The following is a 24,208-nucleotide window of genomic DNA, read 5'->3' as shown; positions in this document are numbered from 1 at the left end:
ATACTTTAGATATGAAACTGACGAAAAAGCAAAAAATAATGCTGGATTTTATCGATGGATTTATAAAGGGCAATGGTTATAGTCCGACGCTTCGGGAAATTATGCGCGCCTTGGGGTATAAATCGGTGTCGACAGTAGCAAAACACGTTGATAATTTGGTGACTGCGGGTTTTTTGGAGAAGCAGGACGGTGAAGTTAGGTCTTTGACGTTGAGTAGTGAGAAAAAAGAAGTTTGGTGGCAGAATTTAGCGAAAGAAATTAAGAAGAGAGAAGCCGAAGATGACGAAAAATCACGCTCGGAAGTGGAGATTTTAAAAAAAGCATTGGAAATTGTCCGTCAGTAACTTTACAACTATTCAAAAACTCGCTATAATACAACACATATTCCGGGGTAGCTCAGCGGTAGAGCGGTTGGCTGTTAACCAATAGGCCGCGGGTTCGAACCCCGCCCCCGGAGCCAAATCGAATTTTAAGACTTCAACAAGTATAGTTGAGGTCTTTTTATTGTTTTTGCAGTTTATATTTATAATAACGCGGAATAGGTGAGATAATAATGACTATGAATAATACTTATTGCGATGGCGTGTGGGCTAGATTTCTTTCTAGCCAATGTTTACGGGATGATTTTAAGAGCGGCCCAAAGAGTAGTGACTTAAAGGATATTTTTAACTTTGCTAGCAGTTTAGTGGAGAGCGCTGAAGATTTTGAGCGGCGATTTCCAGTGATTGCACATATTGATCTTTATGGACATACCGCTGTAGACGGCTACTCGTATGTTCGGCTGGTAGAAAATGAATTGCCAGAGATACGAAAGTTAGCGGAAGAGAGGCGAGGGGTTGACATTGTTAAGCAGATAGATGATTTGATGAGGTTTATAGAGCTGGGTGTTAATGGCGCAGATGGCGATGTAGTTTTATTAATCTTTGATGGTATGTAAACGGTATTAAATGCTTGTTGAAATTGTCATATAGTTTGAATAAATATGACCGAATATATTAAATATTTTTATGAATGTAGTATCCTAATAAGTAGATATGCAAACAGGGATTTTTCTCAGATATAGAGATGGCAATGGCATAATAATTGAGCCAAATATAAAAAATAAGGTTGCAGAATTAATACCTCTACTAAAGGAAAATGACAATCCTGTTTCTTTTCTCCGTAGCCATATTAAATATGCAATTGAATCACCACGCAGTGTTGGAGATGTATCAACCTGGTGTGCTGCTACACTTGAACTTTATTCACAGTACGAACATTACAGAGAAAGCCGAATTAATAGAGATACTAATCAGGCAATAATCGGTCTCCTTGAACTATTAACAAAAGGTGGCGATAACTCTCATTTTGACTGGGATTCTGTAAGAAACTATATTATCGGCAATATAGGATATTTTGCTCCTATGTCAAACGGGGGATGTCTGTCAGGTGATCAGGAAATCGTGAGAGATGAGAACGGAAGATATTATTACGATGATGAAATGGGTAGAGTTGAAGTTTATGGTATTAAAACAGCTCCCGAAGAGGCGCTTGCTTACTATATTAATGAGACTCAATGGAAATACGGTAAACTGCATAGAATCTTAAGATATGTTGCTTTATTTGATATTGCATATGAATATATACATAGATCAAATGATTTTCCAGATAAAATCTCTTGCGTATTGTTCGACAATGATGATAGGACTAATTATTTGGATTGGCAGTGGCAAATGCCTACGCCGTTTGATTTTACTCCAGTTCAGTGGTATCCACGCAGTCCATATAGCAATCCAGAATGGCTAGGGAGTGATTTAGTGCTAAATCTGCCACCCCTAAATGCAAATGTTGATAATGATGTTATTGCTGTCAATCCAACAAATAGAAGTCTTGAAAATTGGAAAGAGGCTTTTTGCGGATATAGATGGCAAATCGAAATTCCAATAACTCAAAACGTACTTATTGGGGATGAATTAGAGGAATATTTTAATTTCTTTGATAGAAAACTTCGGTGGATAAATGGCAATGCTTTCATGCAATCAATGTTGATAGTGCCTGCAAATGACGATAATGGTGATGATGGAATTGAACTTGCTCGCAAATTCCTCAGTGTGATGAATCTAAAGAGAGATGTTGGGCTCTCTGAAAGACTTATCAGTAAGAATAAGCCTAGGTTTCAACCTTGGCTACGACCAATAAGGATGGGCGGATTTCAGGGATTTAATAGAGATTATATACTACCTCCTAATTATAAAGACTATTCTGATAAGAAATGGCAGGCGCTTGCTTTTATGAGAGAGGCTGCAGGTTCAAATAGTATTTATTATGCTTTTTTAAACTACTTTAAAGTTGTTGAACTAGCTAATCCGGCAAATGACACGTCCAAAGTTAAGCAGTGGATTAATGATAATGTCGAAAGGGTGTGTAATGAAAAAAATCTCGAGTGGTATCAGAAAATGGTGATAGATGGAGAGACGACAAATCCAGGTTTTTATTTGTCTAAGACTGAACGTACTGCCATTGCTCATGCAGAGTATAATTACAGGGAAACTAAAAATACACACAACCCTGATGATTCCACAGATTGGAGACGCACCCGAGAAGACATAGTTGTTATGCGTGCTCTTGCGAGAGATATACTAGGTAAAATTATATAAGGTGCTATTTAAAGCATTTTTACAGAATGCTTATTTATAGTGGTTTGCATGAGAGTAATAACCACACCCCAGCCATTAGCTAGGTCGCGACTTGTTACGTCCGATTCTAGTCCATCGCCGTTTCGGGCGATAGCTAATCCATTTGTCGACATAGTCGTGCCGGTGCTGAACGAGGAGAAAATTCTTCAAAGCAGCATTGAAACGCTTGACGAATACATGATGGAAAATTTGCCATATCGCTATCAGATAACGATTGCGGATAATGGCAGCCAAGATAACACCTTAAAAATCGCAAAAAGTTTGGCGCAAAATCATCAATCAGTTCGTGTTGTAAGGCTGGTTGAACGCGGTCGCGGGCGAGCATTAAAGCAAGTTTGGCAAAGCAGTCAGGCGGATATTCTGACGTATATGGATGTCGATTTGTCCACCAGCTTGGACGATTTTCTACCGATGATTCAGCCGCTTGTGGCAGGCGAAGCTGGCGTGGGGATCGGTTCTCGATTGATGAAAAAATCAAAGACCAGCCGCGGTTTTAAGCGGGAGTTTATTTCACGGTGTTATAACAAGATTATCAAATTGACGTCACGGACCAAATTTAGCGATGCGCAATGTGGATTTAAGGCAATTCGTCGCGACGTGGCGAAGAGATTTTTGCCAAAAATTAAGGACAATGAGTGGTTCTTTGACACAGAGCTTTTGATTAAAACGGAGCACGCGGGCGTGCCGATTCACGAGCAACCCGTTACTTGGATTGAAGATACTGATAGTCGCGTGAAGATTGTGAAAACTGCGGTTGATGATCTAAAAGGGTTGCATCGGGTTAATAAGGAATTGGACAATCGTTCGTGGCTTGAGAAAATGGCGCTTCCGATGTTACTGATTGCGACGGGCGCGTTGTATTTGTTTGGTGCGATGCATAATGGTATGGCGAATAGTTATTACGCAGCGGCAGTGCAGGCAGCAAGCCAAAATTGGACGGCGTGGCTGTTTGGCAGTTTGGACGCGGCGAATTATGTTTCAATCGACAAGCCTCCACTGGCGACGATGATAATGGGGCTTAGCGCTCGACTGTTTGGATTCTCCAGCTTTTCAATGTTACTACCGAGTGTATTAGCGGGCGTCGGTTCGGTCTGGTTGTTATATTCGGCGGTGAAACGACAATTCGGCTTTACTAGCGTGACGATTTCCGCGGTTACACTTATGCTAACTCCTGTTGCGGCGTTGATGTTCGGATTTAATAATCCAGATGCCATTTTGACATTTATGCTCACCGCTAGCGGTTACGCATTTCTCAGGTCATTAGAGGGCAGGCGACCGCTTTTATGGCTCGGTCTGGCGGGACTATTTACGGGACTAGCGTTTAACACGAAAATGTTCCAGGGCTTGATGGTTTTGCCTGCGATGGTAATTGTCTATCTAGCGTTCGCCAAGCCGCCAATTGTTACGCGATTTCTACATTTGATGTTTGCGGGCGTAATTACAACGGTGTCGACTTTATGTTAGAGCGTGCTTGTTTGGCTGACGCCGTCTGGCAATCGACCGTGGGTTGGTAGTACGAACGACAATAGTATTTGGAGTTTGATTTTTGGTTATAACGGATTTGGTCGGCTATTAGGAAACCGCGACGGCGGAGGTGGCGGAATTCCTCCGAATAGTACTGGTATGGCAATGGCAAGTCCTGGCGGAATGGGCGGCGGCGCTCCCAGTGGCGGTCATGGTCCTGGAGGTACTGGATTTGGTGGGCAAACGGGATTGTTTAGGATATTCAATAATGATTTCGGACCGAACATCGCATGGTTGCTAATCTTGGCATTAGCGAGCGGCGGACTACTCTTATGGATTTTACGTAAAACTCCGCGAACTAATCGTGGACGAGCGGCGGTGATATTCTGGATGCTTTGGCTGATCGTTCATATCGTAATATTCAGTATGACTAGCGGCGTGATTCATCCGTACTACGTGGTGGTTATGGCACCGGCTGTGGCGGCTCTGGTTGGGATTGGTGTGCCATTTCTGTGGGGTTCGTACGTCAGACGAAAGTCGTATGCTTGGATTTTGTCGATGTTGGTCGGCGTAACGGCGGTGATTGCGATAATTATCCTTAGCTACGCTAGTACGATGACTTGGCTGATGTGGACGGTTGGCGTTCTGGGAGCTATCGGTATGATTGGGTTATTGGTCAATCTATATACGCCGAAACGTTGGTTTCAGAACTTGGCAATTATCACCTCTGTGGCTGCGTGTATGATTGCTCCGGTTGTTTACACGCTGTCGACTATCAACGTCACGCATACGGGCAGCATTCCGACGGCGGGTCCAAATTCAACAGCGATGCAGGGAAGCAATAATGAAAAATCTCAGGCAGACAGCGCGTTGGTTCAATATCTTTTACAAAACCAAAATGGTGCGACTTGGTTGGTGGCAGTGGATAGCGCGAATGAATCGGCGGCAATTCAGCTAACTAGCGGTCAGCTAGTCATGGCAATTGGCGGATTTAACGGCAGCGACACGCCACTCACGCTTGAACAATTTAAGCAATTGGTGGCGGACGGCAAATTGAAATATTACGCCGCTAGCTCGCACGGTCATGGTGGCGGTCCAAACGGTGGAAATAGCGAAATCACAAATTGGATTAAGAAAAACGGTAAAGTCGTTAATTATGGAGGTAGTGATGTAACGTTGTACGAACTATCTGTATAGGAAATAAATTTAATCAAAGGAGAAATATTATGAAAAGATTAGACCAAGAATCTCAAACAACACCAGAAAATATCTTTAACAATCCAGAATACGCCTCGAACGAAAAACGCTCAATTAGCGTCGGCGCGGCAATAGGAATAGTAATTAGTGGTGTGGTTTTGTGCGGACTGGGATTTGTTACGGGTATGCAAGTTGGCCGCTCGAGCGGAAGCCAAATGGGCGGGCAAGCTGGCGGTCCTCCAGGAATGAGCCAATCTCAAGGCGGTCCTGGCGGATCTAGGCAACAATCTGGCGGAAATAGCAGCACGCCTCAAGCTCAATCTGATCAATCGGGACAATCGGGCTCATCTTCGGCTGGACAAACTCCGTCAACTCAAAATAACACAACTAACACACCGCCATCAGACTCTTCACAGTCTGGCGTAGCACCGCAACCAACTTCTCAATCCTCTCGACAATAAAAACCTAGTTCTCAATAAAAAATTACCACCTCATCACGGGGTGGTAATTTTATGTAGTTGCAGGTTAGCGCAGAATGAATAGTCCTGCAGCAACTAATGCTAGAGTGGCGACAACACCTAAGAAGACATTAAATCCTGTGTTTGCAAGTAGGCTGCTTACAGTACTCTGAGGCTTATTAGTTGGATTGTGGGCGGCAGCTGATGGACTAGCAGGCTGTGGCTGTGCTGTCCTAGGGATTGCTGATGTGTCAACAGCCAGAGTACCACTGAACGTAGCTGAAATTGCTCCGATTGTTACGCTTCTTGTCCAAAGAGCATTCAGGATAGGAGATGCTCCGCTGGCTGGTAGTGATAGTACCTGAATATTTCCAGGAGTTGCCGTGCTGTTAATAACGTCTGCTGAGTTGGTTATGGAAACTACGCTTCCTGTTAAATCTTTCAATGGTGAAGTGAATGATTTGTCGTTAGGTTTAATACTAGGCTGTTGATCTTCAAGATTTAATGAAGTTAGGGAAGTTAGTCTAGTCAGTGGGCTTATATCTGTAATCTTGTTTTCTTTTAGGGATAGAGTCTTTAGGGAAGTCAATCCAGATAGTGGGCTTAGATTTGAGATTGAGTTGTGATTTAACGACAAATTCTTAAGATTCTTGGCGGCTTCTATTCCAGTTAGGTTGGTAATATTTGAGTTGTCCAGGTTAAGATCTGTCAATTTTTCCAACTCTACGTCAGTAATTTTTTGATTTTCTGTACGAGTTGTACCAAGTTTTTCTCCTAGTTTTTCATTGAGTAGCTTGCGTAGTTCCGTGTCTTTGACTTCAACTTCTTTGGGTTTTCGCATCTCGTATACACGGACGTAATCGATTGACATAGTTGCCGGGAAGCCTTCTCCATTTGTAGCTCCTACTGAGTTGATAGGATCATCCCATGGAGCGTCAATGTAGTTACCGCCAATGGCTAGGTTTAGTCGTAAGAAGAAATCCTGATCAAAGGGTCCATTAGGACTCCCTGTGGAGTTTGAATTCTTAAATTCAGTAATTGTGTGATGCCATTCTCCGTCAATGAAGTATTCAAGTTTGCCTTCAGTCCATTTTACGCCGTATGTATGCCACTCCGTAGTGTCATTATTAGTGCCGAACTTACTTGGTGGAATAACGCCTTGGCGATTTCTGTGACTTCCAGCTTGACCGGTCGGTGTATTCTTGTCTCGCCAGTGTGCGTCGGATGCAGCGAATTGGCGATTAGAGCCTTTTGCCTCTACGATGTCGATCTCGCCCCAATCAGGCCAACCAGGACCGTACGGAGAGTTATTAGGACTCATCCAAAAACCAGGCCAAGTACTCTTATTCTTTGGCATTTTTATGCGAGCTTCAATGTAGCCATATTTAAAATATGCCTTATTTTTCGTCTGTACGAATCCGGAAGTGAAGTTACCAGTTTTAGTATTACCAGTACATGTTTCGCCTGGTTTATATAGTCCAACCAGATTTAGGCTACCGCCGTTAACATTGACGTTTTCCGGTCTGTTTCTGTAGCAGTTTCGAACTTGTTGGTTTTCGTCTTTCCATCCACCAGTATAGTAACCCCATTTGGTCTCATCTAGTGAATTTCCGTCAAACTCATCACGCCAAACAGGTTCTGGATTCCAGTTTTCACTATCTGTTGGCGGATATGGACTTCCTACACCTTTGGCATTGTCCATTGGCAGGGTAAATAATGCCCCACCAACAATAATGCTGACAGCCATCACTGCAGTTACTATTTTAACTTTTGTATTTAAAAAACGTTTTTTTATTAACATTTTTTATATCTCCCAATATTTTGATATTTAACACCACTATAACAATAAGCGGAATAAAAGTAAAGTTTAGTATATAGTTATTTTAACAACAGAATTATAGAGGTGTCGAATGCTGAAGTTTCGGCTGTAATAAAAAAATTGCCACCCCATAATGAGATGACAATTTTTCTGTAAACGCTTAAGTTAATTAGCGGTTAATCGTTAGGTTTATTGACTTTAGAGACTTGATGTTAGAAACTGCTCTTAGGTCGAAGACGGAGTTATTCTTAAGAGATAAAGTCTTAAGGTTTTTAGCTGCCTCTAATCCTGTTAGATCGTGAATCTTATCTGTCTCTGACGCGTTGTCGGCTGCATCCAAGTTAAGATCTGTCAATTTTTCCAATTCTACGTCAGTGATTTTTTGATCATCTTTACGATTAGTGCTAAGTACTGTCGACAATTTTTTATTAAGTTGGGTGCGCAAATTGTTATCTGGCACGTTGACTTCCTTAGCTGTTCGTCTTTCGTATACACGGACGTAATCGATTGACATAGTTGCTGGGAATGACTTTGGGTATTTAGCTAGGGCATTGTAAGCGTTTGACCATTTACTACCTTGGCCGTCAATGTAGTCACCACCGATTGCTAAGTTAAGACGCAAGAAGAATGGCTTGTCGAATGGACCGTAAGGCGTGTTTGCTGCGTTTGGCTGACCGAATCCGTTGACGGTGTGGAACTTTACGCCGTCAATGTAATATTCCAATTTTCCTTCAGTCCATTTTACGCCGTAAGTGTGCCATTGAGTAGTATCTTTAAATCCAGCTGGCAAATCTCTACCTTGAGCATGTTTTTTATTGCCTGTTGAAAGTCCCCAGTGAGCGTCTGCGGCGGCGTAATTTAAGTTAGAGCCTTTAGTCTCTACGATGTCAATTTCACCACTGCGAGGCCAACTGCCGTATGTAGATCCATTAGGGCTCATCCAAAAACCAGGCCAAGTACTCTTATTATTTGGCATTTTTATGCGCGCCTCAATATAGCCGTAAGTCCAAGCTTTTTTACCCTTTGTCTCTACAAATCCAGAGGTGAAGTTGCCGCTTTTTTCATTGCCGCTACACCTTTCTCCTGGCTTGTATAGTCCAACTAGATTTAAACTACCATTTTTAACGTTGACGTTTTCCTCCCTGTCCCTATAGCAACTTTGAACGTGGTTTGCACCCCATCCGCCGCTACGTACATTCCAAGACTCTTTATCTAACGATGTGCCATTAAACTCGTCACGCCAAACAGGTTCTGTGTTCCAGTGGGTGCTATCATTTAATGGATAATCATCGCTGACGACACCCTTAGCTTGTCCAGTCGGCAAGGTAAGTAGCGACCCGCCAATGATTAGTCCAGCGGTTATCACTCCAGTTAATATTTTAACTTTTGTATTTAAAAAGCGTTTTCTTATTAACATACACTCCCCTTAAATTTATGTTAGAAGCCAATTATAACAACAAGCATAATAAAAATAAAAGTAGAATAGTCAATTTTACAGCAAAATTAAAGAATGCTCGTTTATCATAATAACTATCATTAACCAGAGAAAGGAATATTATGAATAAAGCTCAATCAAAAGAAGTTAATTTAACAACGAACGAGGCGTTAATTTTACAACAAATCTATGAAGACGGCGGCGATGACGTCGTAGTCTTAGCTGGGCAAGTTGGTTTGTCGCGTCGAACAGTAATGAATATTTTGGCGGATTTGCGTCGTAAGGGTTTGATGGCAATTGATCAGATATACGGTGACGCGTGGGTGCGATTAACGACACGTGGCAAACGGTTAGTTCAGAAAATTTGGCCAGAAGCACAAATGATAACGACGTATTAGTGTGTGAAATTGTTGAGATATAAAGGTATAATATATCTGTGAGAGTTTTACTGATTGAAGATGACGTTACGATTGCTCGACTATTAAAAGAAGGGTTGGAAGACGAGTCGTATGCAGTTGATGTGGCGAATGATGGCAGTGAAGGCTATCGGACTGCTGTCGCCGATGATTATGATGTTATTATTTTGGACATAATGTTGCCAGAAATGAATGGCTATGAAGTTTGTCGAGCCCTGAGAAATGATGGTAATAAAACGCCGATTTTAATGTTGACCGCGCGCGATGCGGAGCGTGATATTGTTGAAGGATTGGACACTGGCGCTGATGATTATTTGGCTAAGCCGTTTAGCTTTGACGTGCTATTGGCTCGTATAAGGGCGTTGCTTCGTAGGCCGAATGAGAAATTGGAAGAAGTTCTTCAGGTGGGCGATTTGAAACTTGATCCAAGCTCAAAAAAAGTAACGCGAGCTTCGCAGGAGATTAACTTGACCGCTAAGGAATATGGTGTTCTGGAATATTTGATGCGAAATAAAGGTAAGATTTTATCGAAAGAGCAGATTATATCGCACGTTTGGGATTTTGACGCGGACGTATTGCCGAATAATGTTGAGTTATTTATTATGTTTTTGCGTCGAAAAATCGATAAGCCATTTAAGTCGAAATTAATTCACACGGTTTCGGGTTTTGGCTATAAATTGGAGGAAAAATCATGAAACAGCAACGCGTCAAACGACTAGCGCTGAGTTATTTGGCTGTGATTATGACGTTATCAATGGTGTTTAGCGTGATTATTTATGCTGTTACCTCGACCCAACTTAACCGAGAATTGCCGCCTGATGATCATATTAAGCAATCTGCGGATATCGAAGATCAATTTCACCATCGGTTGGAGCGACGCGACAATGAAACGCGCGAAATGGTGGTGATATCTTTAATTGTGTTAAATGGCGCGATGTTGGTGTTTGGTTATTGGTTGAGTCTAGTGTTGGCGCGAAGAACGCTGGCGCCAATTGAACGGTCAATTGAGCAGCAAGCCCAATTTGTGTCTAATGCCAGCCACGAACTAAGAACTCCGTTGGCGGCGTTGCTTTTGAGTAATGAAATAGCGATGCGTAAGCGTGTGCTGACCGACGAAAAAGCTCGTCAGGTTTTGAGCCAAAACGTTGAGGAAATTAAAAAACTGGCTAATCTTAGTAATTCACTGCTGGATTTGGCGAAGTCGGAAAATGCTTTGAATGATCCAGCGCTAATTGATATTTCTGAAATTATTAAAGAGGTTATAGGGCAGTATTCTCAGGTTGCAAAAGCGAAGCAGATTAAAATTTTACAGAACGCTCCAGATGGTCAAAAAGTAACTTTGCAAGTAAATGCGGTTCGTCAGATTTTATCAATTTTGGTAGACAATGCTATTAAATACGCGCCGCAAAAGGTCGGTGAAGTAAAGATTCGAGTTAGTATGAATAAAAATTTTGTGGAATTTATAGTTAAAGATAATGGACCAGGCATTTCGTCAAATGATCAGAAGCACATTTTCGAGAGATTTTATCGTGCAGACGCAGCACGGACTCGGACCGACGCGTCGGGCTATGGTTTGGGGTTGGCAATTGCTAAGACTCTGGCGGATCACTGTGGTTATACTATTCGCATCAAAAGCAAACCGTTAGCTGGCGCGGAATTTACGTTGACTGTTCCTCGAGATTAATGAGTTTCTTGCGGATTGTATAAAGAAATCATAAATGTAAATAATACAATGTACTTTCATTGACAGACGCTACATATCGCGTGTATATTCAATATTAAGCACTACATATGGTGTTTTAGAAAATAAATACCCGTTTTTTGCAACATGTACCCACTGGAGAGGTTGGGCTGGTTTGCTATTTTTATAAATAAGGAGGGGAAATGTATAAATCAATTAAAAAACGCGATGGTCGAACTGCTAAATTTGATCGGAAAAAAATTGAAAAGGCAATTGAAAAGGCGGGGTTGGAAACTGGTGAATTTGACGCCGCTCAAGCAGTTGAATTGACCGATAAGGTTTTGGGTGTTTTGGAAACTCGTAACCAAAAGCGTCTACCAAGCGTTGAAGATATTCAGGATATTGTTGAGGATGCGTTGATTGACTCTAAGTTTAAGAAGACTGCAAAGGCGTATATTATTTACCGCGATCAGCATAAAAAATTGCGCGAAATTACCTCTAATGCGCACGTTGATTTGATTGATAAATATCTGGAAAATTTGGACTGGAAAGTTAATGAAAACTCTAATATGGGCTACAGTCTTCAAGGTTTGAATAACTATGTTTCAGCGGAGATTACAAAGACTTACTGGCTGGATAAAATTTATACATCTAAGATTGGGCAGGCTCACAAAGAAGGCGACTTGCACATTCACGACCTTAACTTGCTAAGTGTTTATTGTGTTGGTTGGGACCTAACTGACTTGCTACAAGAAGGATTTACTGGCGTGGCTGGTAAGGTTGCCTCTAAGCCAGCTAAGCATTTCCGATCAGCGCTTGGTCAAGTCGTAAACTTCTTTTATACGTTGCAGGGCGAAGCGGCTGGTGCGCAGGCTTTCTCTGATTTTGACACATTATTAGCACCGTTTATTCGTGCCGACAAATTGAGCTATAAAGAAGTAAAACAGGCTATTCAAGAATTCGTCTTTAATGTTAATGTGCCGACTCGTGTTGGTTTCCAGACACCGTTTACCAACATTACACTTGACCTTGAATGTCCAAAACACATGGCAGATAATCCAGTGATTATTGGTGGCGAAATGCAGGACACGACTTATGGCGAATATCAAGAAGAAATGAATATGCTAAACAAGGCGCTGCTGGAGGTTCTTTCTGAAGGCGACGCTAATGGTCGAGTCTTTACGTTCCCAATCCCGACGGTTAATATTACCAAGGATTTCAATTGGGACAATCCAGTGATTGAAAGTTTGTGGGAAGCCAGCGCTAAATACGGCATTCCGTACTTCTCAAACTTCATCAATTCTGACATGGATCCAGAAGATGCGCGCTCGATGTGCTGTCGATTGCGTATTGATAATCGTCAATTGGAATATCGTGGCGGCGGCTTGTTCGGCTCAAATCCAATGACTGGTTCGGTCGGTGTCGTGACAATAAACTTACCACGACTGGCGCTAAAATCCAAGAACGAAAAAGAGTTCTTTAAGGGGTTGGCTGAACTTATGGATATGGCGAAGGACAGCCTGGAAACCAAGCGTAAAGTTTTGGAGCGATTGACGGACGCTAATTTGTATCCGTACACCAAGTTTTATTTGCGAAACATTAAACAGCGTTTCAATCAATATTGGAAGAATCATTTTTCAACCATCGGTTTGATCGGCACGAACGAGGCGGCGCTTAATTTGCTGGGCGTTGATATTGGCACAGAAAAAGGTAAGGCTTTTGCTGAGAAAACACTTGATTTTATGCGCGATCGTTTGGTGGAATATCAGAAGGAAACTGGCAATAATTACAACCTTGAGGCAACGCCAGCTGAAGGCACAACTTATCGATTGGCACAACTTGATAAAGCCAGCTTCCCAGATCGAGCGCATTTTGCTAACGGAATTGGCGCCGAAGTTAAATGTCCGTTTTATACCAACTCTAGCCACTTACCAGTTAATTACACGGACGATTTGTTTGAATTGATGGATCTTCAGGACAATTTGCAAACCAAGTACACGGGCGGCACGGTGATTCACTTCTTCTTAGGTGAGCGCATGGATGATCCGCAAACTTTGAAAAAATTGGTGAAAACGATTTGCGAAAATTACAAATTGCCATACTTTACGTTCAGCCCAAGCTTCTCAATTTGTAAGAATCACGGCTATATTGTTGGTGAGCATCCAGAATGTCCAAATTGTGGTGAATCGACAGAAGTTTATTCACGCGTGGTTGGTTTCTTGCGTCCAGTTTCTCAATGGAATAAGGGCAAGCAAGCGGAATTTGAAATGAGGGAACATTATGACAATGCCGCCGAACACCAGCGACTTAGCGCCGTCGCGGCAGCTTAAAGTGTCAATTGGCGGAATTCAGAAGCTGTCGCTCGTGGATTATCCAGGGCACGTGGCGGCAGCTCTGTTTCTCTCTGGTTGCAATATGCGCTGCGGTTATTGCCATAATCCTGAATTGGTATTGCCTGAACGGTTGGCGCCGAGCCTTCCAGTTGATGAAGTGATGATATTTCTAAAATCGCGAGTTGGTCGGCTGGATGGCGTGGTGATTTCTGGCGGCGAACCAACGGTTAATGAAGATTTGCCGGAGTTATGTCGGATGATTAAGAAACTTGGTTTTGATATTAAATTGGATACCAACGGCACGCATCCAGATATAGTTCGCGGAATGGTTGAAGAAGGGTTGATCGACTTTATTGCGATGGACGTGAAAGGTCCGCTGGAAAAATATGTTGAAATTGCGGCGCGACCAATTGATTTGGAAGCGATTAAGGAGAATGTTCGGTTGATGATTGATTCGGGAATTGATCACGAATTCCGTACGACGATTGTCCGCGAGCAACTAGAAGTTAGCGATTTTGAGAAGATTGGCGAGTTGGTTAAGGGCGCGAAGAGATTTGCCTTACAACATTTTCGCACTGGCACAACAATTAGTCCAAAGTTTGCGAATTACCACACTTTTACTGACGAAGAATTTAGAGAAGCTCAGAAAATAATGGAAAGGTACGTTGGAGAATGCGTGATTCATTAGAGGTTGAAATTGTACGCGTCCGTCAGGAAAATCCTGAAGTGAAGACGTTATATTTTGCGCGACCGTTCGACTTTACCGCCGGACAATATATTACGGTTTTTATTGATGGTAGTAGTGTGCGTGAAGGGAAGGCTTATAGCATTTCTTCTACTCCTGACGATGAGCTAATGTCAATTACAGTGAAGAATGTTGGCGGTGAATTTTCTAGCTATTTATGTTCACGGAATGTTGGCGATAAATTACAAATTAGCCACGCTTATGGTGATTTTAATCCGCAAACAGAAAGTTCTTTGGTCGGAATTGCTGCGGGCTGCGGACTTAGTCCAATTTGGAGCGTTATGGCAAGTTCTAGTCAGCCGACGTTTTTATATTTTAGCCAAAAATCGCCAGAATATATGGTCTTTGAAAATGAGCTAGCGGCGTCAAATATTAGAGTGAAGAAATTCAGTACTCGCCAGCAAATTGAAGAAAAAGACGGTTGGTTTAATGGTCGATTTAATGTGGAAAAAATTGTTCATGAAACGCCAGAAGATGCGCATTTTTTGGTCTGTGGAAGTTTGTCGTTTGTTAGAGATGTTTGGCAAAAATTATCCGCCGCCGGTGTGAATGAATTGAAAATTTCAACGGAGACTTTTTTTGAGCAATGAACGAAGGTTTGGCGGATGGAGTGGGCGATTTTAATGTTTTCTCGGCGTTGAATGGCGATGTTAATTTTCAGGATCTATCTTCAGGAATTGATGATGATACGGCTGAATTAAATTTGGTAGAAGCGGTTGCTAGCGGTGAGAAAATTGATACGTCATTTACTGAGGAAAATAAAGCGGAAACAGCAGAGGAATGTTTGGACGCTGAAAGGCGATCGGAAATTTGCCAAAACGTAGCCAGCGCGGCGTGTGCCAGTTGCGCTGCGGCGGGAACTTGTCCGATATTAAGAATGCGAAATTTTGCTGAAGAGAATTTACAGTCGGCAGCAGAAGAGCCGAAGAGTTATTTGTCTGCCTTAATGGACGATGGTTGTGATGTTGTTGTTGCTGGATATGTCAGTGCTGATAACGAAGAGAAGCCGCCCGAGTCGATTAAAAAAGATAGTCTATCAGAAAATGAAAAAACTGAATCTGTGTCAGAAAAACCTGCGGTTAAGTCGGAAGCGAGCGATAATGATGCGTCGATGTGCGTGTCGGCGGAAAGTAATGAGGCGAACAAACCGACGGATGATGAATGTTTGAATAGTGAGAGTACGTCGTCGGAAAATATTCCAAGCGCGAAAATAATCAAAGAAAATATCCCGCCGAAAATTAACGAAGAGCCGGACGAGACTGAGGCGGCTAGTCAAATTAACTCGATGGACTCGGAAGATGTTGATAAAAAAGTAGACATTCATAAAGAAGATATGTCTTTTGAAAATCAAGCTCCGGCTGTTGATAAAGAGGATGAATTGCCGAGAGAATTATCTATAAAGAAAGATGGCCATGTAGGAGATGAAAATGACATAAACACTGCACTGTTTTTGGAAGATTCTACTTCAAAGGAAGGTTTGGCTGAGAAAGTTATTCATAATGAGACAAACTCCTCGCCTGTGCGTGATTTTGTTCAAGTCAATAATGAAATTGATGTGGTGATGAAAGATGACAATAATAATGCGCCAGCTGAGACAGAGTTTAACGATGAAGCTGTGCGTAAAAGAATTGAATCTGTTGAATTGACAGAAAATAAGAAGGATTTGCCAATTTTACCGCAATGTGATTTTGGAAAGCATAAAGTATGTTTCGAAGATTCAGAGAATATTGCTGTGGATGAAGATTTTGACAATTGTACGGTCGTGAATGAAACAGATAATATGGCGGATGATTTGGGTGATTGCGCAGAGTTGGGCGAAGAAGTTACGCGTGAATCGGAAGAATTGCCGACTAATAGACCTGAAATAATGGGACAATTTACTCCCGATTTGAAATTAGTCGATGATGTAATTGATCGGAATAATATCGTCGATAAGGTTGTGAAAAAACTCGCGAAAAAAGCTGAATTGGCTGAAGAATGTAGGGGATTGGTTACTACGGATGAATGCGATGAGGCAAAATGCTCTGTAAAAATTGAAGAATCGAGCGATTATTGTGATGATACCGATAATATTTTGAACAGGGAATTAAATATTCCAGTTCTTCAAGAAATTCCTGTTTCGTCAGATAATTCATCGGAGGAAAAAGTTAATTATAATTGTGGCGAAGATGATGCGAATAATACAAATATATCCGGCGTTTATTCGGGGATTTGGGCTGATGACAGTCCGTTGAATCCGGAAGATGATACGACTTCGAATAGCTATGGCGTCAATATGTTTTTACCTTTAGCGGAATTGCTAGGTTTTTTGGCTATTAAGATCTCTTCGATAAAACAGGAAATAATCATAAGATAAGAATGGGACATAGTATAATGTTTAATATGACAACAGGTGATACTATTTGGAAGATTGCGAAATAATGGGTAAGCTTATCTTAGAATTAGAGCATTCTGAAGCTAGAGATTTATTATTACGACCTAATTCATATTGCAATTTTGGTTTGCCTACTTATTTTAATATGCAAAATCTATTAGACTGTGCTGATAACATAGTGCAAAAAGGAAACTATAGGAATAGTAGTAAGAATGCAAAAGGTCCAGGTGCTTTTGAGGGTGTGAATTATACGTTACTCGCTAACAATGATGGTGCATACACATGGAGACCATACGAACTTGTTCACCCGATTCTTTATGTTGAGCTAGTGAATTTACTTACAGAGAAAGAGAATTGGACTTTTATTAAGAAGTGCTTCGAAAGGATGCGAAGCAATAATAAGATTATTGCGATAAACATTCCACAAAAACCTGACGAGAGTAAAGGAAATACAGAAAAAGAAGAGAATATAAATCGTTGGTGGAGCGAGATGGAACAGGCGTCAATCAAATTATCGCTAGAATTCAAGTATCTTACTACTACAGACATCACAGATTGTTACGGGTCTCTGTATACACATTCAGTTGCATGGGCGCTTCATGATAAAAAAATAGCGAAAGGTAACCACAGAGGGCTAGATAGAAAAGGCGGGCTGCTAGGAAATAGTATCGACAATTGTTTGCAAGATATGCATAACAGACAGACAAACGGCATACCTCAAGGCAACATGGTGTCTGATTTAATTGCGGAAATGGTCCTTGGCTTCGCAGATATGTTGTTAAGCGAGCAGCTGAGAAAAGCGAAGATTAAAGAATATAAGATACTTAGATATCGGGACGACTATAGAATTTTCACAAATAGTCGTCAAGATGCTGAAAAAATTCTTTTAGAGTTGAGTGGTATATTAGCGGAATTAAATTTCAAATTGAATCCAAACAAGACGGTGGTCGCGGATAATGTTATTGACACTTCGGTTAAGGCTGATAAGATTAGCCTGATTTTATCTAATTATGGAGATAATAATCTTGGACTACAGCACCAGTTACTTTATATAAGGAACTTCTCAAAAATACATAAAAATTCGGGAAGCGTAAATAGGTTGCTTGGGGATTTTCGAAAGCGTATAGAAGCTCTTAAGAATAAGCCCTTTCAGAGCGATGCGATGATTGCTACCGTAGTGGATATAATGCTTAATAATCCTCGGACATATGCAACTGGCGCTTCTGTGATATCAAAGTTGATATCGTTTGAGGCGGAAAAGGAACGAGGGGATATACACCAAAAAATTATACGTAAGTTTTCCGATGTTCCAAATGTGGGGTACTTAGATATATGGCTACAACGTATTAGTATTAAATTAGACAGAAATAGAAAATTTAACGAACCTTTGTGTAGACTTGTGCTACGCAACTCAATTATTTCTATATTATACGGATGTCCTGTAATTGCAGATGGAATGGTGTTTGGTGTTTGGAATTCTTCATGGTTGCAACTATCGTCATTCAGAGAGCTGTCTAAAGTTGGTTTTATAGACGAGACGGTTATTACCGATCTGGACGACATTATGTCACTTGATGAGACAGAAATATATATAATGGACAAATATGATGAGTAAAGTTGCGCGAGAAATCTTGCCGTGGGAATTGGAAGTGATAAATTTTTAAGATTTTATGAAAATCTCCGTACACATTAAACCAAACTCTCGCCATCGTGAGGAAGTTGTGAAAAATGACAATGACACATTGACGGTTTATGTCAAATCTCCAGCAATTGAAGGTCGAGCCAACGCGGCGGCTATTAAATTATTGGCAAAACATTTTAAGGTTGCGCCGTCCAAAGTTAAATTAATACGTGGTGCAACTTCAAAGTATAAGATATTTGAGATTGATTAAGTTTATGGATAAACGGCGCCCGGTGTCATATCGCCGATTAAATTTTGTACCGTTACGAATGAATAGCCTTGTTGTTTGAGTGAGTCAAGAATGCAAGGAACAGCATTCACGGATGTCGGATGAATATCGTGCATTAAAATCACAGCTCCGTTGCGAGCGCCAGCGACAGCCCTTGAACAGACAATTTCGCTATTACGATCAGCCCAGTCGCGCGTATCGACAGACCAAACAATTGCCGACATTCCGCGCTGACGGAACTGCTCCAAAACTGCCCGATTAAACGCGCCGTACGGTGGACGTATGATATTGGGTTTGGTGCCGACGGCTTGGTTTATGGCGTTATTTGTCTGGTCAATTTCATTAGCGAGCTGCTCCGCCGAGACCTTATTCAACTCTGGGTGCGACCAAGAGTGATTGCCTAATTGATGTCCGCGCGACTGCATACGGCGTAATGTGTTGGCGCGTGCTGAAACTTTGCTGCCGATTAGGAAAAATGTCGCCTTGGCGTCGTACTTATCTAATATATCTAATAATTTTTCAGTGTATGGTCCAGGTCCATCGTCAAAAGTTAAGGCAATTGTTTTATTTGCGACGGTGGGTGTTGGCGCAGCGGGTGCTGGTGCTGGTTCTGGCTTTGGCTCGGGTGGCTCGGGAATATTGGCTAGTTTCCGAGCCGTTGGGTTTTGCAGATATTTAGAGACGGAGGAAATTGGCACGGTAATTGTCAATTCGCCGTAAGATGATGGCAGTAGCGACGCCTGACCGAGTGGCCAAGCCAACGCATTGCCATTATTGGTGATGATGAAATTAGACAAAGCTTCTTTATTTATGATTTCGTTCAGGTCAATTTCTGGCTGCTGGCGTTGTTTGATGGTCTGAGAAATGCTATTTTTGGCAGCGGATATGATTGCTTCGGCAGCTTCATCAGACTGTTCTGTAAAATCAGCCAAGCCGACAACTTCGCCAGATTTTTTGTCAAAAGTCCAAAATTGCGTCATTGATGCTGGATGTGCGCCGTTCATATCCTGCTTAATATTGACGACAATTGACAGCGCCTCTGAAGTGTTGTGCGTGACTTGATAGCCAATTGTTTCGGTCATTGGCTTATCAAAAACTGTTGCCAGTAAAACCGTATTTTGAAAATCGCGATCAATTTTATCAATCGACTCGCTAATTAAGCGATTAATTTTTTCATTTTCCGTGATCGGATATTCAATTGAAACTTTTTCCCGTTTGTTATCTCTGGTGACGAACTTTGAGCGAATGCCAGAATATTTCGAATCGGCAAAATAATACTTTTCGTCAGATGGCGCAGTCGTTTGTCGCGAGTGTGACTGATTGAGAAAATATATCCCAAATAGCCCTGCTGAAAATAGCAATATCAAAAACGGTATGATAATAAATAGTTTTTTCGATTTTGGTTTTGCTTTTTTTCTCTGAATGCGCATACTATAAGTATAGCACTAGTATTTTGGTTTTGTTATTATTGATGATAAGTGAAGACCGGTTTTACTATAATTACAACAGAGAGGAATTTACGGAGTGGAACTTGAGCCAATTATAAAAGTCGATAAACTCGTTAAAACTTATGATGGAAATAACGTGGTCGACGACGTGTCGTTTGAGGTTAAAAAGGGCGAGATATTTGGGATTCTTGGTCCTAACGGCGCGGGTAAAACAACAACGTTGGAAATGTTGGAAGCGCTCAGGCCAATTGACGGCGGTACGGCTACAATTGACGGCATAGATGTCGCTAAGAAGCCTAAGGACATTAAGAATATAATTGGCATTCAGCTTCAGTCGACGGCTTTTTATGACAAACTGACTTTGCGTGAACAATTGAAAATGTTTGGTAGTTTATATGGTCGGACGGTTGATACTGAGGCACTGCTTGCTAAGGTTCAATTGACGGAAAAGGCTAAGAATTACGTCGAGCAACTTTCTGGCGGTCAAAAACAGCGTTTTGCGATTGCTTCAACATTGGTGAATAATCCGAAAGTGTTGTTTCTGGACGAGCCGACCACGGGGCTTGATCCGCAGGCGCGTAGAAATTTGTGGGATTTGATTAAGGAAATTCGCGACGAGGGAATTACGATTCTTTTGACGACGCATTATATGGACGAAGCGGAATTATTGTGTGACCGTCTGGCAATTATGGATAGCGGTAAGATTATCACAATTGATACGCCGCATAATCTCATCCAGCAATTATTGGCGCGCGGTTTTAAGAAGGAACAAGTTGTCGAGCAGGCCAACTTAGAGGACGTGTTTATTGATTTAACAGGAAAGGCAATTCGGGATTAACATGAAAAAATATTGGATTGGAATATTCGGGCAAGTTCGCGCTCAGCAAAAGCGTTTCGTTCGAGATAAAATGGCGCTATTTTTCACCTTCCTTTTTCCGCTGATTTTTCTATTAGTGTTCGGGTCGGTTTTTAGTAATGATTCGACCAGTTTTAATATTGCAATTGTCAACAATTCGCAGACGGAATTTGCTAAAAGTTTCGTTAAAAATGCCAAAGAAAATTCGAAGGATTCGATTCTCAAAATTAAAGATGTTAAAGATATGAATGACGCGCGCGAAAAAATGAAGCGGTCGGAGCTTAACGGTATTATTGAGCTTCCGAGTGATTTTGGCGCGATAAAAAATAACGACAATCATCCTATTCCAACAGGCACTATGAATGTTCTTTACGCCAAAGGTTCTGAGCAGGCAGGTAATACGCTAGTGGCGGTGATGAACCAAATTACCAATAACATCAATAGTCAGATGGGTCAACCTGAAGCTCCGCTTAAAGCTGTTGGTAAGGCGGTTGGTGATGAGCAATTGAAATCGTTTGATTACATATTTACAGGACTATTAACTTTCAGCTTAATAAGTATGGGTATTTTTGGCTTAGCTAATCAAATGCCGGCTGAAAAGAAGCGTGGCTCGTATCGTCGCTTACGTGCAGCGCCGTTTACTTCTGGTCAGTTGATTATCTCTACAGCAATTCACTATACGATTATTTCCCTGCTTAGCTTGATCATGATGGTTGTCGCTGGCGCCTTGATATTTCACTTTAATATGCGAGGCGATTGGGCGTTATTTGTGGTTATATCTGTATTATCGGCATTCATGATGGTGGGAATAGGGCTATTGATTGCTGGCTGGTCGAAAAATGAAGACCAATCTTCCGCATTAAGTAATCTAATTTCTTTCCCAATGATGTTTTTATCCGGCACGTTTATCCCGCTTTATTTATTCCCGGAATGGCTACGAAGCGTTGCTCAATTTGTCCCTATAACGCCAGTTACGGATGGTTTTCGGCTAATTATGACCGAGCACGCAAGTTTTATGGAAGTCTTGCCGCAATTTGGAATTATCGCAGCTTGGACTTTTGCAATTTACCTCGTGGCTATTAAATTATTTAGGTGGGAATAACTATTCAAGGATAGTGAAACAAATAGAAAAACATTACGCTTATCGTAAGCGGGTGCTTGATATTTTTATCACGGGAGTTGCTTAATTCCGCGCGACAAATCAAATAATTATTCGACGCCGCCGGCTTTAAGAATGCTTCTTAATCCGTTTTCGCCGCCGACGAATCCGCTGGTTTGATAGTCGTTAATAACCATATATGGCAATCCATTCACGCCAAGAGAAAGAGCTTTTTGGGTATTGTCATCAATTTCTTTTTGGTGTGGTTTTTTAGTCATACAATCGGAAAATTGCGATTCATTCATGCCGACATTTTTGGCGGAAGTCAGGAAATATTCCAGTGGAAGAGCAGGGATTTTTTTCGGCACAGCAACGTTTTTTACGCCGATTCCTTTATCAAAGTAATCGCTTTTAATGCGCGGGACGATATCGTGGGTGTACTGCCAATATTTATCTTGATCAGCAGCACAAAACGCAGCATGAGCGCCGGTTTCGGTATTGTTGGTCATCTCTTTTAATAGTGTTACCACGCGATGCTCATAGCGAACCTTACCTGATTTAACGTACTCATTTTTGAAAAAATCGGCGTTGGTTGCGGCTTCAACTTCGGCGCAAAATGAACAAAAATAGTCAGTATAATCAATGAATACGTTTTTCGCGTCAGCGGATCCTTGTGACATTTTTTCATTCCATGGTTTATTATCACCAATGTGACGATTCGGCGGGCGATTGACAATTCCGTAAATAAACAAAGCTACAATTCCCACGATTACAATTCCCGAAAGAACCCAAATAAGTGCTATGCCTGATGATTTTTGTCGATTCATATTTTCTCCTGTTTAGATAATTCTGTGTACATAAAAATAATTTGACCTGATTTATATAGCGAGAATAAACTGAGCAGTAAAGCTAACAAAAGGACTATTGTGCTGGCGATATTTGCGGCGGTAGCGGCGGCAGCTCCCGAGAAAAATAGGGTTACAATTGGCAAGATTAGTGACGTTCCGCAGGGAACGCAGCCGAGCCCAATTGTTGCGGCAATTGATGCAATTCCGCTTAATCCGACTTGTCGAGATACAGTTTTTTCATTGTCGCGATTATTCTTTGATGTAAAAATTACAGCGGCGATTGATACACCTTGAAGAATCGACACCATCATAAGCAGCGCGCCATTTGGTGAAGTGAAACTTTGTTTGAAAACGTCTATAATCATTGAGCCGAGCATCGCGATTTTATCGAGGATCGACAGACGCGACATCATCAGTGGCCCATAAAAATTGGCGTTGATTGCGAAATAAATCACCATAGCAAAGGCGACGGTCGCGACAATTGTTATTAGAAAATATTTCGGCAAACCAAGCATTCTGCCGATTCCTAGAAGCGCTGATTTGATGGTTAGTTTGTGGTGCTTATCGTTGTAACTCATTATGGTAGTTGTGCTATAAAGTTTGCCGGTGTGTTATTACGATCTCTTTTTTAGCTCGTAAATGACCTTTGTTGGCCATGGAATACTATCGATTTTGAAGTATTTTTGTAAATGTGGCAAATAGGTTTCATCGAATTCATTCTGCGACTGTGTTATTTTGTAACCGTGTGGCGCGCAAATCCATTTGTGAATAAGGTGATCTACGATAACGTACGATTCTTTTGATTCGCGTTCAAGTGAATCTAGCCCCCAAACCGCGTGAAACATGATTTCGTAAATAGTTTGGTTATTTGCCTTGTAGGTGTACGGAGTGATAGGATTATCATTGTCATCGCAAACTATAGTAAGCATGCTAATCACTGAATTTTTAACAAGCGCTTCGATCCATGTGCAAACTTCATCGCTAACATCCTCAGATGCTACTTCGATAGACGTGACTAGGTTTGGCGTCTCACCGGGACCCCAATCACGGATGATAATGGTGCCGTCGGGCTTGAGTGCTCTATCTAGCATTGCGAACGTTTTAGTGCGCTCGGGTCGGGATAGATAGCTCATCAACTCGTGAAATACACTCGACATGTAGATAATGTCGAATTCGTCTTCGATGTTTTCAAGTTGTTCTTTAGTAACAAAATTAATGTTATTTTCTTGAAGTTGAGATTGAACAATTTGTGAAACATCATAGGCTACGTAGTGAGTTCCTGTTTGCGCCACTTGTTTGATGAATTCTGGCGAGAAACCAGAACCGAAATCGAGCAGTTTAACGTTTTCACCAAGATGTTTTGCGATAGCTCCGAATTTGGATGGCGCTGTCTGGTTCATCCGCTCTTGATAGGTTTTGTTGGTATGATTTTCCAAGTGCTCGCTGCAAA

The 24,208-nt window shown here is 41.6% G+C and carries 23 protein-coding genes and 1 tRNA gene; 18 read left to right on the top strand and 6 right to left on the bottom strand.

Annotation, left to right across the window (positions count from 1 at the left end; all coding sequences use genetic code 11):
- Positions 1–11: 11 nt before the first annotated feature.
- The 7 genes from LRM48_RS03805 (at position 12) to LRM48_RS03775 (ending at position 5,797) form a co-directional block, all read left to right on the top strand.
- Positions 12–344, top strand: coding sequence for a LexA family protein (locus LRM48_RS03805; RefSeq protein ID WP_243812161.1), 333 nt, complete (start codon positions 12–14; stop codon positions 342–344).
- A 41-nt stretch (positions 345–385) separates the two neighbouring features.
- Positions 386–460 (top strand) — tRNA-Asn (locus LRM48_RS03800).
- Between the two features lie 99 nt (positions 461–559).
- Positions 560–937: a hypothetical protein gene (locus LRM48_RS03795; RefSeq protein WP_243812162.1), complete on the top strand. Its 378-nt coding sequence runs from the start codon at positions 560–562 to the stop codon at positions 935–937.
- A 97-nt stretch (positions 938–1,034) separates the two neighbouring features.
- Positions 1,035–2,636: a methylamine utilization protein MauJ gene (gene mauJ, locus LRM48_RS03790; RefSeq protein ID WP_243812163.1), complete on the top strand. Its 1,602-nt coding sequence runs from the start codon at positions 1,035–1,037 to the stop codon at positions 2,634–2,636.
- 48 nt (positions 2,637–2,684) lie between these two features.
- Positions 2,685–4,139 carry a glycosyltransferase family 39 protein gene (locus LRM48_RS03785; protein ID WP_243812164.1) on the top strand — a complete coding sequence of 485 codons (1,455 nt, stop codon included), beginning with the start codon at positions 2,685–2,687 and terminating at the stop codon, positions 4,137–4,139.
- A 3-nt stretch (positions 4,140–4,142) separates the two neighbouring features.
- A complete protein-coding gene (locus tag LRM48_RS03780; RefSeq protein WP_243812165.1) occupies positions 4,143–5,336 on the top strand; it encodes a hypothetical protein in 1,194 nt (397 codons plus the stop codon).
- 29 nt (positions 5,337–5,365) lie between these two features.
- On the top strand, positions 5,366–5,797 hold the full coding sequence (locus tag LRM48_RS03775; RefSeq protein WP_243812166.1) for a hypothetical protein: 432 nt from the start codon (positions 5,366–5,368) through the stop codon (positions 5,795–5,797).
- 64 nt (positions 5,798–5,861) lie between these two features.
- Here LRM48_RS03775 and LRM48_RS03770 read toward each other — a convergent pair whose 3' ends face one another.
- The gene (locus tag LRM48_RS03770; protein WP_426303677.1) at positions 5,862–7,541 is read right to left on the bottom strand and encodes a family 16 glycosylhydrolase; all 1,680 of its coding nucleotides are present in this window, start codon (positions 7,539–7,541) and stop codon (positions 5,862–5,864) included.
- Positions 7,542–7,782: 241 nt separating this feature from the next.
- On the bottom strand, positions 7,783–9,030 hold the full coding sequence (locus tag LRM48_RS03765) for a glycoside hydrolase family 16 protein (RefSeq protein ID WP_129744633.1): 1,248 nt from the start codon (positions 9,028–9,030) through the stop codon (positions 7,783–7,785).
- Between the two features lie 140 nt (positions 9,031–9,170).
- On the opposite strand from LRM48_RS03765, the gene LRM48_RS03760 reads away from it, so the two are divergent.
- The 9 genes from LRM48_RS03760 (at position 9,171) to LRM48_RS03720 (ending at position 18,489) form a co-directional block, all read left to right on the top strand.
- The gene (locus LRM48_RS03760; protein WP_243812168.1) at positions 9,171–9,446 is read left to right on the top strand and encodes a MarR family winged helix-turn-helix transcriptional regulator; all 276 of its coding nucleotides are present in this window, start codon (positions 9,171–9,173) and stop codon (positions 9,444–9,446) included.
- A 38-nt stretch (positions 9,447–9,484) separates the two neighbouring features.
- Positions 9,485–10,159: a response regulator transcription factor gene (locus LRM48_RS03755; RefSeq protein ID WP_243812169.1), complete on the top strand. Its 675-nt coding sequence runs from the start codon at positions 9,485–9,487 to the stop codon at positions 10,157–10,159.
- Positions 10,156–11,148 carry a sensor histidine kinase gene (locus LRM48_RS03750; protein WP_243812170.1) on the top strand — a complete coding sequence of 331 codons (993 nt, stop codon included), beginning with the start codon at positions 10,156–10,158 and terminating at the stop codon, positions 11,146–11,148. The genes LRM48_RS03755 and LRM48_RS03750 overlap by 4 nt, the downstream gene beginning before the upstream one ends.
- Positions 11,149–11,348: 200 nt before the next feature.
- Positions 11,349–13,475 (top strand): ribonucleoside triphosphate reductase, encoded by a 2,127-nt coding sequence (locus LRM48_RS03745; protein WP_129634996.1) that lies wholly within the window; start codon positions 11,349–11,351, stop codon positions 13,473–13,475.
- Positions 13,432–14,166 carry an anaerobic ribonucleoside-triphosphate reductase activating protein gene (locus LRM48_RS03740; RefSeq protein ID WP_243812171.1) on the top strand — a complete coding sequence of 245 codons (735 nt, stop codon included), beginning with the start codon at positions 13,432–13,434 and terminating at the stop codon, positions 14,164–14,166. Before LRM48_RS03745 ends, LRM48_RS03740 begins: the two co-directional genes overlap by 44 nt.
- Complete coding sequence (locus tag LRM48_RS03735; protein ID WP_129744756.1) at positions 14,151–14,813, top strand: ferredoxin--NADP reductase; 663 nt, start codon at positions 14,151–14,153, stop codon at positions 14,811–14,813. Before LRM48_RS03740 ends, LRM48_RS03735 begins: the two co-directional genes overlap by 16 nt.
- Positions 14,810–16,579: a hypothetical protein gene (locus LRM48_RS03730; protein WP_243812172.1), complete on the top strand. Its 1,770-nt coding sequence runs from the start codon at positions 14,810–14,812 to the stop codon at positions 16,577–16,579. The genes LRM48_RS03735 and LRM48_RS03730 overlap by 4 nt, the downstream gene beginning before the upstream one ends.
- 64 nt (positions 16,580–16,643) lie before the next feature.
- Complete coding sequence (locus LRM48_RS03725) at positions 16,644–18,212, top strand: RNA-directed DNA polymerase (protein ID WP_243812173.1); 1,569 nt, start codon at positions 16,644–16,646, stop codon at positions 18,210–18,212.
- A 55-nt stretch (positions 18,213–18,267) separates the two neighbouring features.
- Complete coding sequence (locus LRM48_RS03720; RefSeq protein WP_243812174.1) at positions 18,268–18,489, top strand: DUF167 domain-containing protein; 222 nt, start codon at positions 18,268–18,270, stop codon at positions 18,487–18,489.
- Positions 18,490–18,491: 2 nt separating this feature from the next.
- On the opposite strand, the gene LRM48_RS03715 is transcribed toward LRM48_RS03720, so the two are convergent.
- Complete coding sequence (locus LRM48_RS03715) at positions 18,492–19,937, bottom strand: polysaccharide deacetylase family protein (RefSeq protein WP_243812175.1); 1,446 nt, start codon at positions 19,935–19,937, stop codon at positions 18,492–18,494.
- Between the two features lie 94 nt (positions 19,938–20,031).
- Between LRM48_RS03715 and LRM48_RS03710 the strand changes: the two genes are divergently transcribed.
- Positions 20,032–20,793 carry an ABC transporter ATP-binding protein gene (locus tag LRM48_RS03710; RefSeq protein ID WP_243812176.1) on the top strand — a complete coding sequence of 254 codons (762 nt, stop codon included), beginning with the start codon at positions 20,032–20,034 and terminating at the stop codon, positions 20,791–20,793.
- A 1-nt stretch (position 20,794) separates the two neighbouring features.
- Positions 20,795–21,913 (top strand): ABC transporter permease, encoded by a 1,119-nt coding sequence (locus LRM48_RS03705; RefSeq protein ID WP_129744210.1) that lies wholly within the window; start codon positions 20,795–20,797, stop codon positions 21,911–21,913.
- Positions 21,914–22,020: 107 nt separating this feature from the next.
- Here LRM48_RS03705 and LRM48_RS03700 read toward each other — a convergent pair whose 3' ends face one another.
- Genes LRM48_RS03700 through LRM48_RS03690 form a run of 3 tightly spaced genes read right to left on the bottom strand, consistent with a single transcriptional unit; the run spans position 22,021 to position 24,158 of the window.
- A complete protein-coding gene (locus tag LRM48_RS03700; RefSeq protein WP_129744211.1) occupies positions 22,021–22,737 on the bottom strand; it encodes a DsbA family protein in 717 nt (238 codons plus the stop codon).
- Positions 22,734–23,336, bottom strand: coding sequence for a hypothetical protein (locus LRM48_RS03695; protein ID WP_129744212.1), 603 nt, complete (start codon positions 23,334–23,336; stop codon positions 22,734–22,736). The genes LRM48_RS03700 and LRM48_RS03695 overlap by 4 nt, the downstream gene beginning before the upstream one ends.
- A 36-nt stretch (positions 23,337–23,372) precedes the next feature.
- Positions 23,373–24,158, bottom strand: a complete 786-nt coding sequence (locus tag LRM48_RS03690) for a class I SAM-dependent methyltransferase (RefSeq protein ID WP_243812177.1) — start codon at positions 24,156–24,158, stop codon at positions 23,373–23,375.
- Positions 24,159–24,208: the final 50 nt, after the last annotated feature.

The sequence above is a fragment of the Candidatus Nanosynbacter sp. TM7-008 genome, from assembly GCF_022828245.2.
GTDB lineage: Bacteria > Patescibacteriota > Saccharimonadia > Saccharimonadales > Saccharimonadaceae > Nanosynbacter.
This window is presented reverse-complemented; position numbering and strand designations above follow the sequence as displayed.

Bases quoted from the DNA above. Each gene is read 5' to 3' on its own strand.
- LRM48_RS03695 (WP_129744212.1), bottom strand. From the start codon at position 23,336: ATGAGTTACAACGATAAGCACCACAAACTAACCATCAAATCAGCGCTT.
- LRM48_RS03720 (WP_243812174.1), top strand. From the start codon at position 18,268: ATGAAAATCTCCGTACACATTAAACCAAACTCTCGCCATCGTGAGGAA.
- LRM48_RS03785 (WP_243812164.1), top strand. From the start codon at position 2,685: ATGAGAGTAATAACCACACCCCAGCCATTAGCTAGGTCGCGACTTGTT.
- LRM48_RS03725 (WP_243812173.1), top strand. From the start codon at position 16,644: ATGGGTAAGCTTATCTTAGAATTAGAGCATTCTGAAGCTAGAGATTTA.
- LRM48_RS03735 (WP_129744756.1), top strand. From the start codon at position 14,151: ATGCGTGATTCATTAGAGGTTGAAATTGTACGCGTCCGTCAGGAAAAT.
- LRM48_RS03765 (WP_129744633.1), bottom strand. From the start codon at position 9,030: ATGTTAATAAGAAAACGCTTTTTAAATACAAAAGTTAAAATATTAACT.
- LRM48_RS03700 (WP_129744211.1), bottom strand. From the start codon at position 22,737: ATGAATCGACAAAAATCATCAGGCATAGCACTTATTTGGGTTCTTTCG.
- LRM48_RS03690 (WP_243812177.1), bottom strand. From the start codon at position 24,158: ATGAACCAGACAGCGCCATCCAAATTCGGAGCTATCGCAAAACATCTT.
- LRM48_RS03760 (WP_243812168.1), top strand. From the start codon at position 9,171: ATGAATAAAGCTCAATCAAAAGAAGTTAATTTAACAACGAACGAGGCG.
- LRM48_RS03770 (WP_426303677.1), bottom strand. From the start codon at position 7,541: ATGGCTGTCAGCATTATTGTTGGTGGGGCATTATTTACCCTGCCAATG.
- LRM48_RS03775 (WP_243812166.1), top strand. From the start codon at position 5,366: ATGAAAAGATTAGACCAAGAATCTCAAACAACACCAGAAAATATCTTT.
- LRM48_RS03805 (WP_243812161.1), top strand. From the start codon at position 12: ATGAAACTGACGAAAAAGCAAAAAATAATGCTGGATTTTATCGATGGA.
- LRM48_RS03730 (WP_243812172.1), top strand. From the start codon at position 14,810: ATGAACGAAGGTTTGGCGGATGGAGTGGGCGATTTTAATGTTTTCTCG.
- LRM48_RS03715 (WP_243812175.1), bottom strand. From the start codon at position 19,937: ATGCGCATTCAGAGAAAAAAAGCAAAACCAAAATCGAAAAAACTATTT.
- LRM48_RS03745 (WP_129634996.1), top strand. From the start codon at position 11,349: ATGTATAAATCAATTAAAAAACGCGATGGTCGAACTGCTAAATTTGAT.
- LRM48_RS03705 (WP_129744210.1), top strand. From the start codon at position 20,795: ATGAAAAAATATTGGATTGGAATATTCGGGCAAGTTCGCGCTCAGCAA.
- LRM48_RS03740 (WP_243812171.1), top strand. From the start codon at position 13,432: ATGCCGCCGAACACCAGCGACTTAGCGCCGTCGCGGCAGCTTAAAGTG.
- LRM48_RS03795 (WP_243812162.1), top strand. From the start codon at position 560: ATGAATAATACTTATTGCGATGGCGTGTGGGCTAGATTTCTTTCTAGC.
- mauJ (WP_243812163.1), top strand. From the start codon at position 1,035: ATGCAAACAGGGATTTTTCTCAGATATAGAGATGGCAATGGCATAATA.
- LRM48_RS03750 (WP_243812170.1), top strand. From the start codon at position 10,156: ATGAAACAGCAACGCGTCAAACGACTAGCGCTGAGTTATTTGGCTGTG.